At 61.0% G+C, this 15,524-nt stretch carries 7 protein-coding genes; all 7 read right to left on the bottom strand.

What is annotated here, in order from left to right; all coding sequences use genetic code 11:
- Positions 1-20: 20 nt before the first annotated feature.
- Positions 21-1,361 carry a hypothetical protein gene (locus QX121_RS31015; RefSeq protein WP_315813850.1) on the bottom strand — a complete coding sequence of 447 codons (1,341 nt, stop codon included), beginning with the start codon at positions 1,359-1,361 and terminating at the stop codon, positions 21-23.
- Entirely contained in the window at positions 1,330-4,500 is a 3,171-nt protein-coding gene (locus QX121_RS31010; RefSeq protein WP_315813849.1) for an AAA domain-containing protein, read from the bottom strand. The genes QX121_RS31015 and QX121_RS31010 overlap by 32 nt, the downstream gene beginning before the upstream one ends.
- Before the next feature lie 241 nt (positions 4,501-4,741).
- Entirely contained in the window at positions 4,742-8,263 is a 3,522-nt protein-coding gene (locus QX121_RS31005) for a helicase-related protein (protein WP_315813848.1), read from the bottom strand.
- 3 nt (positions 8,264-8,266) lie between these two features.
- On the bottom strand, positions 8,267-10,165 hold the full coding sequence (locus QX121_RS31000; protein WP_315813847.1) for a phospholipase D-like domain-containing protein: 1,899 nt from the start codon (positions 10,163-10,165) through the stop codon (positions 8,267-8,269).
- Positions 10,105-11,397, bottom strand: a complete 1,293-nt coding sequence (locus QX121_RS30995; RefSeq protein ID WP_315813846.1) for a DUF6361 family protein — start codon at positions 11,395-11,397, stop codon at positions 10,105-10,107. The genes QX121_RS31000 and QX121_RS30995 overlap by 61 nt, the downstream gene beginning before the upstream one ends.
- A gap of 204 nt (positions 11,398-11,601) precedes the next feature.
- A complete protein-coding gene (locus QX121_RS30990) occupies positions 11,602-13,467 on the bottom strand; it encodes a DUF1998 domain-containing protein (protein ID WP_315813845.1) in 1,866 nt (621 codons plus the stop codon).
- 10 nt (positions 13,468-13,477) lie between these two features.
- Positions 13,478-15,524: helicase-related protein (locus QX121_RS30985; RefSeq protein ID WP_315813844.1), on the bottom strand; the 2,047-nt coding region annotated here is incomplete at its 5' end.

Below are 15,524 nucleotides of genomic sequence, written 5' to 3'. Positions count from 1 at the left end.
CGGATCTCTTTCTGACGCTGCTATGGGGTTCGCGGAGCCGGGCTGCCGGATTGCGGGAGCGGACGCGGGACTGCGGGCGGCCGCCGCACCGGTGGTGTCGACGCAGGAGCCGGAGACGATGCGACGACTATCGACTGGCACAGCTCCTGAAGCTGTTGCCTCTCCGCTATCAGCTTGCGTTCGAGCTCAGCCCGCTCGCTCACAAGTGAGGCGCGTAACTTCTCCTGATCTGCGACCGATGCCTTGATGCTTTCGAGAGCATTCTCAGCCTCGGATCGAGCCTGCTGAGCGCGAATAGCGGCATTCTCGTCGAGCATGATCTGTTGCCGCCTTTGCTCCAGGGCCGCCAGCTTCTGCTCCTGGCTAGCAATGTCTTTGATGATCGCTGCCTTTCTGGACTCTGCATTCGTGATATCGTCCCGAACAGCGGCCAGGGCGCTCTCTTCCTTGGACCTCTGCTCTCCGGCCCGTTGAGCAGCCCGCTCATCGACAGTCATCGCAGTCCTAATCTGCGTGAGGCGGGCGAGAGTTGCTCCGACTCTGGCGAGTTCCTGATCCGCCGCTTGGCGTTCGCCCTGCGCTTTGGCCAGACCCTGCTCCTCCGATCTACGCGCCTCCTCCGCCTTTTTTGCCGCGGCCTCGTTGGTCATCCTGGCGCTAAGGGTGGCACTAGAACGATCGACTTCGGCTTTGAGCCGATCCCGATCCGCAATGTAACCCTGGACTTCTGTCGAGAGCCTTTCGCGCTCTGCCTTAAGCTTCGCCACTTCATCGGCTTTATTTGCGGAGTTTGCGATGTCGCGATCGAGCGCCCCCTTCCGCTCGTTAAGTACCTTAATCTCATCGCTCAGAGAGCTCCGCGTGTTCTGAAGCGACTTGATCTGCGCGGTCTGGTCATCGACCATCTTGCTGGTAGAGGTGAACTCTGCCTTGAGAACATCAAGTTGACGGCGCAGGCTCTCACTTTCCGCCTTCAGTTTTGCCGCGTCTGATGTCGCCGTCTGTTTTTCAAACAGTACAGCATCGCGATCTCTCCTCTGCTGAGCGCTATCTGCGGCTGCCTTTTGCTCCTCGGTCTTCTTAATCTCCGCTGCCGCCCGGTCCCTCTCAAGCGCTTCGATGTCCTGCCGCAACGCCGGCACGCGAGCCTGCAGCGCCTCGACCTCAACCGCTTTGCGCTCTACCTTGGTTTCGCGGTCCACGATCTCCCGCTCCTGCTTTTGCACCAGCAAAAAAAGCGCCGAGTTCAGACAAATGACAAAAAAGCCGAGGCTGGCGATCAGAGCGATCCATTTCCAGGAGCTTGCGGACGACGGCAAGGCGGAGCCGCTATCGTCCGAGTTCGCGCTCAATATGGTCAAGACACCCCTCCATATCGTCTGCCAGCTGATGCACCCAGAAGCGGAGCACCTTGAAGCCGCGGCTCATGACTTCGATGTCTCTCAACCGATCGGCTGTCTTTCGATTGCCGCTGGCATCGGTGTGCCAGCGTACGCCATCGACTTCGACATCAAGTCTGATCTGTCCCCTGAAAAGTGCAAAATCTAGATAGCGTGTTCCGAGCTGATATTGCGGATACGGTTCGAGGCCGCGCGCCGTCATGGCGGTGTGCAGCCGGCGCTCCCAGCTGCTGTCGAACTGCTTCGGCCGCGGCGGTGACCATGGCCGGCTGGCGCGGCTTGCCAGAAAGCGGATGTGCGGAATCGTGCTGGTCGTGGCATGGGCGAGGTCGCCGACGACGATGCAGAGTGCCCGGGCCCGACTGACGGCAACATTCAACCGGCGCCGCTCCGAATGCAGGAAGGTGCGAGTTGACGGCTGCGAGTTGGCGGCCATCACGAGCGAGAGCAGGATGATGTCGGCCTCGCCGCCCTGGAACTTATCGATGGTCGAGATCCGTAGCGCGAGCCGATCACGGTCCGGCTCGCGCAGCACCGACCGGACGGCCCTCTGGATCTCCTCGACCTGGGCGTTAAACGGCGAGATCACGCCGACCGATCCCTCGAATCCGCTTTCCTCGGCGAATGTCTTGAGCAACCTGGCGATCTGCTCCGCTTCCGCCTTGTTGACCGGGCGCCCGTCGGGCCTGGTTTCGGATCCCGTGACATCCACCCAGGCAAGGCCTGGGCGATAGTCCTTAGGCGGATGGAATTGCTCGTTCCAGCGTCGGCCAATCAGCTGGCCGCCATAGAAATCGGCGTTGAGATAATCGACAATGGCTGGTGCAGAACGGAATTGGTCGGCCAGCAGACAGCGCTTCGTAGCGGGGCGTGTGGAGCAGAAGTCGAACAGCGAATTGACGCTCTGAGCATAGCGCCAGCGGCCCTCTTTCGGCAGCCGCGCAGCGTCCATCAGCGCATGCTCGGTGCCGGTGCCGAGCGGCCGTACGAAATTGAGCTGCATCGGGTCGCCGACGATGACCCCCCTTCTGGCTCTGGCCAGCAACGGAATGGCCGAAGCAATGTCGCTCTGGCTGGTTTCGTCGAAAATGACATAGTCGAACAGGCCGGGGACGAGCGGCACGCGTGACGGAACTGACAGCGTGCTCACGGCCCAGATCGGGCGCCGGCGCAGCACCATCTGCGCGTCGTCCGCAGACATGCGCTTGGCCGATTTCACATTGGTAAAGTCGAGCTCCCGCGTTCTCTCCGAGATCCTGGCGCGCTCGTCGGCGGTGGGCCTCGTCAGGTGATCGGCAATTGTGGGCAGCAGTGCCTTCAGGTCCCGCGCAAGACCGGAGTGCTCGGCATCATCAGGTTCAAGCGATCCGAAAGCCCCGCGCAGCTCCTGCACGTGCAGTCGGAGATCGGCGATCCGACGATTGATTTGGCGCAGGGATGCATTGTCCGGCAGCGGACGCGACACGGCGTCGGCCCCTTTTAGCCAACGTCGCAGGAGAGCACGAAGCCGGGTCAGCAGACCCACGGGCCTGCCGTTCGCGACCGACGGCTCACCGGGCTTGCGCAGGAGATCGCGGCGCTCGATCAACTCGGACAGGAGAAGGTGCGCATCGATCTCCTCGCGACGCTTCCGACGGCGATCGTGTAGTTCAGCCGCGCGGATCAGAAGACTGCCTGCCGTCTCGTCCAACTCGCGATGCTTGGCCTCGGTGGTGGTGTCGGCGTGAGCAAGACCATTGAGCGCGTCCAGAAAGCTGACGTCGCGCTCGCCTTCGGCATCCCGCGCCCGAGTCAACAGGGGATGATCGAGAATGACGGCCTTGAGCCGGTGTTCCACCTCGTCGATGGCCTGGTGATTACGGGCAGAGAACAGAACGGACTTGCCTGCCAGCACGGCGGAGAGGAGCAGCGTGAAGATGACCTCGCTCTTGCCGGATCCTGGCGGTCCCTGGATGACGGTCAGTCCGCGTTGCAGAGCGGCGTCGGCCGCCTCGAGCTGATGATCGGTCAGTGCTCTGTTCTCTCCGAACGGCAGCACATCGATGCTGTCTTGCGGAGTAGCGGGGATCACGGCCTCGGACAGCACCGCAGCGAGCGCGGTATTCGCCAGCCTTTCGGCGGGCCAGGAACAGATCTGCTCCAGATCTTCGGCAACAGCCCGCGTGAAGCTGCCATCTTCCGGCAGGAACAGCGCGGCTGCGTTGCGCAGGCCTGTTCCCTTGATCGAGATGAATGAGGCGAGTTCGGCAGGCCTGAGCGTCATGCCGCCGATTGTTGCGAAGGAGTGGCGAAGGCGGCCGCTGATACCGTCGATGGTGTTATCCTCGCCTTCGACGAAGAGCTGCTCGGGAACGTCCTGCAGCTTCCAGCGCGTGACGCGGCACACCTCCCGCACCCAGGCCGAATTGAGCGCCGGGCGAGCATCATCGATGTCGAGAACAACGTCCCTGCCCTCGATGCGAAAGTCCACCGGAAGGATCAAGGCAGGAACGAACTTGGGGCCCTGAGGCGACGGGAACACGGAGACCGGCCAGCCAATCGCCGGCGATGACAGGTTGCGTTTGGACAGCGCCTGGACCAGCGGCCCCGGCAAACGCTCAGTACTCACGCGAATGCTGGCTTCAGCCCACCACCTCCCCGACAGCTGCAGCAATTGCCAGGCGGCGCCATGAAGGTCAGCGAACGTTTCGATCTTGCCACGTGGATCTCTGCGCTGGGTGGCGGCATAATAGCCGAGCAGCGACTGCCAGTCGGGCAGAGACCCGGTTCCGTCCGACGGCGGCAGCGCGAGATCGTCTGGAGGTCGGCGAAGCGGAGAACAAGTCGTATCGACCGCAAACAGAGCCTCGGCCGCGTCCCCCGCAGCCCCTGGCTCTCGCACCGGGGCGCCATTTTTACCGCCAGTTCTTGGTCGTGGCACCTGCCAGCGTCCCTGGCTGTCACGGATGATTTCCCCGCGGTGGGCGAGATCACCCAGGCTAGACAGAAGCTCTGACGCACTGAGCCGCATGCCTGACGCACTCAAGCGCCAAATCAGCTGATTATCCGTTGCGCCGCGCGGAAACAGGGAGAGGAGCTGACGAATTGTCTGGTCAAACACTACCGTCTCTCGCTAACCTCCGCGCTCCTTCCATCCGCCACCAAATTTGGAGGAATTGCGGGCGCACAATATATTGAATAATTGCACAATCAACGATAGCTTCAAACAAAGATACTCGATTTCCACGATCTATCCCGATGAAGGACTACCGACAGATACACGCGTAGCGAATAGTCAGGCGGCCGCTTGGCTAGACGAAATTTCGAAACGCGGCGCGTCATCGACAAACCTCACCAGGGCTTTAGCCTCTGCCCGCCTTTGGTGGCGAAAGGTCTATCCAGAGATCACGGATCAGTTGGCGACGATCGTTGGGATCGGCATCTCTGAACACCGGCTGCTGGCTGAGCGCGCGAATCAGATCGTCTTGACGGGCTTGGCCGAGGGCCAAGCGATAAAGCAGAACCGAGTCGCGCATCCGACGGTACGCAACCGCCTCCCGGGAAAACGGATGGGAAAAAATCCAACGATGAATCTGGGCGAACTCACCAGCCCGCTCATAGATCCATTGCGGCGATAAACCCCTCCGGTCCGCTCCGCCTTCCGCCTCCTCGGTCTCAAGCACCTGCTGAATGCGCGTCCACGGATTGCTCGGCTTCGTAGAGCCACTCCCCGACCCCGATCTGGCTGACAGGAACTCATCCCACCGTCTGCCTTTCACCCACGCATCCCGAATGGCTTTACTCAGATAGCGCTGAATTCTCCCTTCCCTTTGCTCGAAAGCGACCGGGCTATCAGGAAGGTTCCAATGAATCACGTCAGCGCAATAGCGGTGAAAGTCGAGACCCTCCTGGCCTATTGACGTCGTGACGAGGATGAAAGGCCAGAACGGAGAGTTGAAGGAACGTCGAATCTGGTCGCGCAGCAGATCCTTCCCCGCATCGTCCTTTGCTCCGCGTTCGTCGACAAATGCCTGCGCTATATGACGACTCACACTTAGGTTTCGCGCATACAGCCGCTCTTTGCCATGTACCTCCCGAAACAGAGGCTTCCCGACGGCGATGCGAAAGCTCGAGCCAAGCGTCTCTATGAACTCGACCGCACGATCGCCGGGCCGCTTCTCGAAGGGTGGAAGATCCTCGTCCAGAAGAAACGCAAGCTCGTCCATCACGGCAGATAGATGCTTTCGGGCGCAGAACGCAGCCGTTCGTTCCAAAAGCGTCGGCCTTCCGTCCAACTCGAGCTTGCGGATTACAAGCCCGGCGTGACTGTGATTGAAGAACCGTCGGATCGGTCCGTGCGCGGTTCGCAAGAGGGCCGAAAGGATCTTCTCGGGCTCGCCACTGCCGTCACCTTGAGCAGCAGTCCCCTCGTCGATTTTCAGTAGACCGAATTGCTGACAGACCCTCAGAAGAGAGGTACCGGGCCCGGCGATCGCAAGCTTCGTCAGAAGATCAAGAGACGCGCGAGACACTCTCCTCGCGATCCGCTTCGCCTCCTCTTGAGAGATATTGTGAAACGCTTCGATGGCCGTCTTTACACTTGTTTCCGAGTCCGCCGCTTCGCCATCATCTGCGGTGGATTTCGCCTTGGGCCAATACCGGAGCTTCGAACCGACCGTTCTGCCATAGAGCGCCGCGTAGCTTCTCGACTCCATCCGATGAAGTACGGCGGCGATTGTTTCCAACGAATCCAGCCGGCCATCGACCACTTTGATGTTGCGTGCCTCAAGATCCTTCTCAAGATGACTTGCCACCCTCTCTTCCAGCGCTTCCAGTGACGTGCGCCCGCAAGTCTTGCGACCGTAAATCACGAGCCCGGCCTCCGCCAGCCAAAGCGACGGATGAAATAGGAGGGGCGCCAGCTCGACAGACAGGTAAGAAAGCTCCAACGAATTGCCATGCGATTCATCGCCAGCACCGAGCATTTCGTCCGCATACAGGCTTGTCAGAATGCTCACGGCTTGAGGGACGGCCTGCCATCTGCTGAAAATCAGCCTCTTGCGCGGCCTCTGCCCCACCCTCTCGCCTGCGACCGAATAGTAGGCTTTTGTCGGACAAACCCAGAGGTGGTGGTAGATCTCCTCCGTCTTGATTTGCCGAATCAGCTCGCGAAGCTTCGCGTTGGGGGCGGCGCTGTCGAGTGCCTGGATGGGCATATCGACAAGTTTCGGACAGTACGTCCGAGCGTCAGGCGCTCGTACAGCCGGCTTCAGGCACTCAGCGAGACGCTCTTCGGTGGCGTAGAGCGAGCTAATCATCTTGTATGTCTTCGGCATCAAATTGAGGGCGTATGGAATGCTGGCCCAGATCTCGGGCAAGAACATCTGCTGTTCAGGACGGATCGCCTGCTTGAGCCATGCAAGATAGTGAAAATCTTGAACGCGAAATTCGACGCCAGGAAGCGGCACGCTCAGTTCGCCGGCATCGCTCGATGCCAGATCCACCCAAGGCTGAATCTTCGGTTCCTCGACGCCATTCGCGGGGTCATCGAGATAGCGAAACCGCTCCGTCCTCACCATTACCTCGCTGAGCCGAGACTCTATTCTTTGCTTGAATCTCCTGGCCTCGACGAAGTGGACATCGCCGACCTCTCTTAGACTCTGAACGCTTTGACGGTAGAGATTGAAATCTTCCGCGATGGACTGGACGACTTCCCTGCCATTCAGGTGGAACCGAAACAGAAATTCAATCATATCCCAGAATTTCTGATAATGACTGTGCTTCGCGGCCTCGAAGTCGGATGTGGCCGCCTTGTACGGCGTCGCAGACAACAGCAGAAGCCGACAGTCTTTCTCGAAGAGTGTCCGAGCGATATCGTCGGTGCCCTGCCGTGCAGCTGGCTGCTCGGTGAGCAGCTCACTGAAATTCTGAAACTCGTCCAAAATCACGAGATCGGGCTGCAGTGTAGAAACCACGACGAGCGCGAGCTGCTCACGAAGCCGTTTGATGACGCTGCGCCGCAACGTCTTGAGCTGATCGGCTCGTTCGCTTTTCTTGCCGAGGGTTCCGAAGCACTCGTCGATGGCCAGGTTGAACACGTCAAGTGTCGAGGTGCGCCTGTCGATCTTGAGGCTTCTATAGAAGTCGCCAACTGCGCTCTTCTCAAGATCGATCGGTCCCTGAAGGAATGGCAACTCCAGCCGTTCCTTCATGAGTTCGATGACCTTCGGCCTGTTTTCCAGGATCCACGCGACTTCGCTGTTGAGCTTCTGCTTGACTGCACTTCGCCAAGCCCAGTGATCCGCTTGTGCCGGAGGCGTAAAGAAGCTCGTGGCGGCCTTACTCAGCAGATCGTTTTTGAGCCCGCGCCTGTGGCACACCGCGGCGAGCAGCGCATGAAGAAACTGGCGCTCCTCCTTCTTCCCCTCTGGAAATCCAAAATCGAAGGACGTCGCCGGCGTCAGGCAGACGACCTCGAGTGTCGAGCCTCGCCGACTGCCCTGCTCGCCAGCAGCACGCCGGTCTGGATTGTCGTGCCCAGCCTTCATGGCGTTGCGAGCCTCGTCGCAGAAGAGCATGGTCAGCCTAGATGCACGACCGTCCCCAAGAGCTTCACCGTCTTCCGACATCAGCTTCTTGATATTCTGCTTGCCGATATCGGAGCTGGAACAGACGTAGAGCACCAGCCGCCTGTCGCTGCTTGCGTGAGCACCGCCCGTTGCAGCCGCACTGTATTGAAATCTCTGAATCACGCCGCGAGCAATGATCGTCTTTCCAAGACCGACCTCGTCGGCCACCAGAAAGCAGCTCGGAGCGCGACCTATCCTCCGGCAGACGTGTTCGATCGTATCAATTTGAAACTGCTTTGGATTGAGGCGTGCCATACGTCAACCAGCCTTGGTCGGAAATTCCGAGTTCAGGTTCGTCCAGATCTTCTTGACCGACTCGAACAGCCTGCGATGACGGCTTATCCTTTCCGCATCGACTCCGACGGGAAGCGCGGTATATTCCGCCCTCATGACGTCCGAAATCATCGATCGCTTTGCCAGGGAGTCGGGATCATTCTTGAGGCACAGAAAAACCAGTGCCTCCAAGCTCGCGACCGGAAACTCAGCGCCATCTCTCAAGGCCCATGACGCGCCGGCATCGCTTCCAAAGTTCTCTGAAAACCCGAACCCCGCGCCCTCCAGAATAGCCGATAGAATCTCGTGAATTCCCTGGGTCTGCACCAGCTCCGACAGCAGCCCTCGATTTCGTAGCAACAGCAGAGCAGGATCGACGTTCAGGAAACGATTGACCAGAATACGAGCTTCTCCACCAGGAGCCGCGAACGTCGCCGCGACCGACAAGATCGCAGAAAACCGCGCGATCGGCACGCTCCATGAAAGTCGCCAGGTCTGTTTGTCTAGGGACGCCTCATGCTCCTCGACTTCGCCCAAGAGACGAAACGATACCGACCTGATCTCATACTTGGATTCGGCAGGCGTAACGCCGACGTGGACTGAAACGCTGGACCCGTCCAGTTCGGCGACGGTGCCCTCCAAAGATGCCCGTGAGATCAGTGTCGAGACGACGTCCTCCGGCGACTCGGCCATCGGAGTTTCCGAAACAGGGCGGAAGGGCACGCAAAGAGCCGCCCTGTTTTCGGTCTCGCTGCTGACAAACAGATCGTTGAAGACAGCATTGTAATAGTTCGGCGTCGTCCGGAAGCGAATGACAGCTTCCCAATTCGCCCCTGTCCATGCCCGCAGGCTTGCGTTTGCGCTCCCCACGGTTACCGCCGTCTCCGAAGCAGTCCTGTCCAGCACGAGTTTCGCGTGAAGCGAGTGAAACGATTGATCGCCGTCGTGGTTGATTTCGTAGCAGTCGAAGTTCTCTTTGAGGAAGTTCGAGCCCTCGTGAAGTGCGCAGATCTTTACAAAATCGCGCCGTTCACTGAGCAATGACGTCTTGCGACCTTTTCCCAAGACAAAGGCGCTGAGGGTGGTCTTGTCGAGAAACGGACTCACCACGATTCTTTCGTCGACCCCGTGGTCCGATCGCGAGATCAAGCTGGAGAGAGTTTCCCGGCCCGGAATTTGACCGTAGAATTCGATCTGTTTTATGGAGGACGTCATATAAAGCGGTTCCAACTCTGCCTTCTCGATATGCTCGAGCAGATTGGTCACTTCGACCGGACTGTCTTCCGGGATTTCACTTAGCGCCGCCTGAAGAAAGCTGCGAAGCCGCTTTCCGTTTGCGGTGACTGAATCCCGCGCGGTGAGCCGAAGGGAGACAATCGCATCCACACTGTCATCCGTCGTGACGTTCCTCGTGCAGACGAACATCCTTATATCGGACGCAACTGCCGTTTGGGTCTTGTCTTCGGGTTCGTACGAAAAGATCAGCAGCTTCGGATGAAAAGAGCACTCCGAATTCTTCGGAACGACCTCTCGCACGACCGTATCCAGGAGCGCGGCCATTCTCGCGCCAGACGCGCGAAAGCCCCCGACATTCACCAGGATACGCACGCGATCCGAGAGCGCCTCGATATCCCGCATGATCCGAAAGCCGTTCTGGAGGCCCTGCACAACGGCTTCTTCTCCGCTCAGGGGATGGCCTGCGAGTGTGGAGAGGACCGCGACAATCGGAGCCGCATCGGCCGAATAGGTCAGAATGAGCCCTGCTTTGAGCCTCCGATCTCCCGGATCGATTTGATCAAGAAGGCTTCGGCGGTGGTCTCTTGTCAGCCCCATACGCCCAGACCGGAGTTGATGTTCCACATGAATTCGCTTGCCATGCCCCATCTGAAATCAGGAGCTTCGGTCAGCCGAACTGGCTGCTTCAACACTCTTTCCCTGAACTTGGCCTTGTCGGCGACAGCGCCATCTCTGATTCGGCCGAGCCGATAGCTGACCTTCTTGACGATTTGCTCCCGGCGAATGATCAGGCCGCCACATGATTCCAGAAAGTCGGAGGGCGATTTCGCATTTTTCAGCCCGGCTTGGACCTCCTTGAGAAACTGGAGGTCGGCGAAACGCGTTTTGCAGATGGCGGCAACACACGACCAGTCAATTCGCTTGGCGCTTCTGGCGCCAAGCGCCGATTCTGGCTTGGCAAACCACTCGTCGAGAGCCGGCCACCACCCGCTGAAATCCGGATCATTTTCTAGCCCATACTCGCTGGTGACCATCGCACCATACAGAAGGTTTGCACCTTGAATGAGCGCAGAGAGCTGGCGTGCTGACTCGATGACCGGATCGCCGTCTGACGAGGGATAGTCCCAGACGTATGGGAATTCCTGGAGATCGGCCTTCTCCTTAATTCCCCTGAGCGGCGCGGACAGAAACCGCGACATCAGGCCATTCAGACCGATATACTGTCGACGAAGGAATTCGGCTTGTCTTCTGCTAAGGTCGAGGCAGGCCGAGGCATCCTTCGCCAGCTCCAAGGCGTCCTTGTTCCAAACTACCCGCGTGAGCCCGACAGCTTCTTCTTCGGGAACTCCAAAGCGGGAGGGCTTGTTTTTCGCGCGAGCCATGATGTCGCGGATGTAATGCGTGCGCGACCCCTTGGGAATCCTGATCTGAAGCTTCCTTATCGAAGCCCAGTAGCTGTTGGAGGGCGTCTGGCTGACAAACTCCTTTTTATTAGTCTCAAGGATTTTGTCCCAACCAACGATACCGGACCTTTCAAGGTCCTTCCGATCCGGATTACGCTTGTTCACTCTTTTGCCAAGCTCGTCGATCAGCCTGTGCGCCTGAGACGCTTCGATTTCGTCGAGCCGCTTGATGGCCTGCTGAAGTGAATAGCGTTCTTTTTGAATTTCTGCTTCGAGTTGCAGGAATGCGCGCGGGACCAGAATGAGATAGCGCGCATGGGGCATGATCGTGGAAGTGGCGGGAAAAAAATGCTCAGAGAAGTCATCCCTCACGCCGCCCAGACGAAGATGATCGAGTGTTCTCGAATCGCGGAACTGCTGGAGCAGTTCGTGGGCTCGCTGCATTGCATCGGAATCAAAGTCGAGCCAAGCCAGCATTCACGGAAACCTTGCAACAAAGGAAGAAAATTCAAGAACAGGCCATCACGTGCATGTGGTGCCAGCCTTTAAAATGATAGACAGCCTATTTTCACCCGTGAGATCAATCCTTGCGAATACCGCAAGGCCGCAGCTCCTCAGGCATCATCTCAGCTAATAAGCAGGCGCTACGGTCAAAATCAGTTTCAGGACATACAACCTGATTCACCTCAACAACGGAAGCCCCCCGCCCAGCACCGTCCGCGTCAGCAGCCCGCGATCCAGCCGCGTGTTCCTCGCCTCGCAGGACGTCTCCGGCACCAGCAGGCAGGCGTGACAGGCGGCACCTTGCAGCGGGTATTCCTCGCTTCCCTCGCTGTGTTCGGCGCAGATCGGGTCGTTGGAGCACAGAGCGAGGCGGCGGGTCGCGCGGGTCAGGAGCTCGCCGGCGCGTTCGGCCATGTGGCTGAGGCCGCCGAGGGTGCCCTGGCCGCCGGCGGTGGAGGTGTAGATCAGGATGCCGAAGCGCTGGGCTTGCGCCGGGCCTGAGGAATAGATGCGCTCCTTCAGGGACGAGAGCGGGTAGCCGCATTCCAGCGCGAGCTCGGCCATGAAGGCGTGCGACAGCGAATGCAGCGCCCAATAGGCTATGCCGCGGTGCTTGGGCTCGCGGTTGAAGCGGGCGGCATCGCGGCGTTCGCGATCGTGCAGGTTTTTCGCCTTGGCGACGGTCTGGTCGGCGCCGAGCCACTGGTGGATGAACTCCGGTGCGACGTGCAGGAAGATGCCCTCGCCGAGCTGCTCGATCGCCGGCAGCCATTCGACGTTGCGGGCGAGATCGGCGCCGCCGACGGCGAGCTGGATCTCGTCGAGCTCGCTTTCGGCCGGGGTCGGCGGCGGCTCCAGGCGGGTGAAGCCGTACAGACATGTCACCTCGCGCAGGCGGTGAACCCGCACCACGGCCTGCAGGAACGTATCCCATGGGGCCTGGAGCTTGAGCGCGTCGCGCGGCAGCGTCTCGCCATAGAAGAACGATCCGGCGCCGTCGCTGCCGATGACGGGCGCGCCGGTCGCCATCATGTCGAACTCGGCGATGTGCGGATGCGCGCTTGGATTGGCGCCAGAGCCGTCGTCGCTGGACAGCGCCTGCAGGATCTCATCGTCCGAGAAGTCCTTGAAGGCGTCCTTGAGCTGCGGGATCGCGCGCAACACGGTGATGAAGTTCGGAAGCGCTCGGATGCCGTCGATGACAGTCTTGTTCTCCGCGATCGTCTGCCGCAGCCTGTCGTTCGACTTCGTCAGCGAGATCACCGTCACCGTTTGCGCAAAATAGGTATTGGTCGCCGAACGCGGCAGCAGCCGCAGCGGTTCATCGCAGTCTTCGTTCGCATCGCGCCGCGGCGTCAGCCAGGGGCTGTGGCAGTCGCACTTTCCTAAAAACTGCGGCTTGTAGAGATCGGCCATGCTGATCGAGGCGCCGCAGGTGCATTGCACCGAGATGTCCGAGGGATCGGAGCTGACGCCGCGCTCGACCCAATACAGCGGCTTGCGGCAGGACTGGTCCTTGCCGCGGTGGGTCAGATAGCGCCAGGCGATGTCCTGCAGATGGCCCTTGGTGCAGGCACCGACGAAACGGATCGGGTTGACGCCGATCTTGCTGCCGGAGCCGGTGTAGGACAGCCTGCCACCGGCGGTGACATCGAGCTCGGAGAACTCCACCATGCGGCGGCGCTTCTCGTTGCCGGGAGCTGCGCCCGCCGGCACCACCGCCGTGCCGTTCGACGGCGCCTCGTTGACCAGGAACCAGCCGGGAAACAGCCGCACGCCGACGCCGGGCGCGTTGCTGTCGCGGCGCTCCTCGTCGAACATCGGCGGATGCCGCAGCCCCGAAAAGGTCGGACTGAGCTTGGTGCCGAGCTGCTGCTTCAACAGCGCCACCAGGCGCTCCTCCTCGACCGGCTTCCAGTTCGAGCCCTTGTAGTCCCAGTCCTGGAGACCGCCGATGACCACGGCATTGTCCGGCAGGTCCATCATGGCGCCGGGGCCGTAGGTCAGCAGCAGCTGGCTGAAGTTCTGAGTGATGTCGGCCATGAAAATTCCACTATCCGAGAAGGCTGCCGTCGGGCTTCCTGAGCTTCAACAGCGAGACCGGTTCGGTATCGCGCATCGAGCGTCCCGCGACGAACCATTCCCGCTCCTTGTCCATGTTGGGCTGCTGATCGAACGGGTCTTGCAACAGCCGCCGCACCGCCTGCTGGCCGGCATAGGCGAACTCGTCGCCGTTGCGGGTCTGCTTGTCCGCGATCTGGATCCAGGCCGCCTCCAGCTCGTCGAGCCGTGCGAGGCAGCGCGCGATCGAGGCGCTGTCCTCCCCCGCCACCCGCATCTTGGCCTCGATCACGTCGCGCACGCGTTTGTAGGAGGGTTTCTCGTCCGCCACCTTATCGACCGCCTTGTTCGGCGTCAGGCTCGGCGTCACGTGGCGCAGCCCCGCCACCAGGGTCGCGGCCAGCGCCCGATCGAGCGCGCGCGGCGCGAACGGCGTCACGCTGGTGGCCTCGACCGCGCGATAGAAGCTCTGATGGAAGGCGCGGAACTGCTCGTAATGCGTCCGGTCGCGCGGCTTGTGGATGTTGAGCAGGGTGACGACCAGGCCCGGCTTGTCGCCCTCGCGTCCGACGCGCGAGGTCGCCTGGATGTATTCGGCCGCCGTCTTCGGCTGGCCCTGCACCACCATCAGGCCGAGCCGGCCGATGTCGAGACCGACCGAGATCATGTTGGTGGCCAGCGCGACATCAACGGCGTTCTTGTCGGACACCTCAAGCCCGAGCCGCGCCCGCGCGTCGGAGACCTGATCGGTCGTGTAGCGCGAGGTCAGCTCCTGAATCTCGCGCAGCACCCGATCGGCAAACGGCGCGCCCGGCGGCTCGCGGCGGACGCGCATCCGGCCGTAGCTCGTCAGGTGCGCGCGAACCTCGTCATCGACGATGCGGCGGGCACCGCCGAGCTCGCGCAGCGCGTTGAAATAGCACAACGCCGTGAGATACGGATCGGCCGGATCATCGCGGCCGCCACTGGACAGGGAGGCAGCTCCCGACAGCAGGCTTTGCAGCGCGCGCAGGAATACCAGCCTCGGGCCGCGGCCCGGCGAGGCGATGCCGAGATAGAGCCGCGATGGCGTGTCGCGGTCGGCCCGGGCGAAGAACGAATCGTCGCGGCCGATGCCCGGCGGCGGAAAAATCGCGGTGCGGTCGCGACCGAACAGATTGCGGATCTGGGTCTCGGCGCGGCGCACGGTCGCTGTCGAGGCGACGATCTTCGGCCCACGCCATTCGCCATTGATCTTGCGTGACGCCAGGAGATCGAACGCAGTCTCATAGAGCCCGGCGACGGTGCCGAGCGGCCCGGAGATGAGATGCAGCTCATCCTGGATGATGAGATCGATCGGCCGCAGCTCCGCCGGCAGCTTAGTGCCACCCGGCACCGCCGCGCCGTAGAAGCCGCCGGCATCGCTGCGCTCGACATGGCCGAAAAAGGCGCCGGCCCGGCCCTCCCACGGCACGTTGGCGAATTTGTCGACGGTCGCGATCATGAAGGCCGGCAGGCGCCGGTAGATATCCTCGTCGACAACAACGATCGGCAGATGTTCGTCGCCGGTGAATGGACATTCGACCTCGTGGCAGCGCAGCTCGAGCCGCTGCGGTTTCGCCGCCGAGGGCAGCAGCGCGAACGCGCCCTCTTTCAACTCGCCGCCGCACCACGGGCAGTTCTTCAGCGGCGCCGGTGCTGGGCCCTTCTTCTTCCTGTATTGCTCCAGCCAATAGACCGCGGTGTTCTCCTTCTTGTTCTTGGCATCACCGAGATTGTTCGGCGTGGCGCCGCCACCGACCCACAAACCGATCTCGATCGGCCAGTCGCCGAGCCGCTTCTTCTCCTTGCGCTCCAGCTCCAGCGCGCAGACGAGCCCCGCCGCGCGCTGCAGCTGATCGAGCGTCAGCAGGCGCAGAGTGTAGCGCATCACCACCGACAGCCCTGCCCCGGCCAGGCCTGGATTGTTCAGCCGGCGGCGCGCGATCGCGAAGGCAGCGAGGCCGAGATAGGCCTCGGTCTTGCCGCCGCCGGTCGGGAAGAACAGCAGATCCACGATC

It is taken from the genome of Bradyrhizobium sp. SZCCHNR2028, assembly GCF_032380995.1.
Taxonomy (GTDB): Bacteria; Pseudomonadota; Alphaproteobacteria; order Rhizobiales; family Xanthobacteraceae; genus Bradyrhizobium.
This window is presented reverse-complemented; position numbering and strand designations above follow the sequence as displayed.

Coding starts and splice junctions, on each gene's coding strand:
- QX121_RS31000 (WP_315813847.1), bottom strand. CDS start 10,165: ATGGGGCATGGCAAGCGAATTCATGTGGAACATCAACTCCGGTCTGGG.
- QX121_RS31005 (WP_315813848.1), bottom strand. CDS start 8,263: ATGGCACGCCTCAATCCAAAGCAGTTTCAAATTGATACGATCGAACAC.
- QX121_RS30995 (WP_315813846.1), bottom strand. CDS start 11,397: ATGCTGGCTTGGCTCGACTTTGATTCCGATGCAATGCAGCGAGCCCAC.
- QX121_RS30990 (WP_315813845.1), bottom strand. CDS start 13,467: ATGGCCGACATCACTCAGAACTTCAGCCAGCTGCTGCTGACCTACGGC.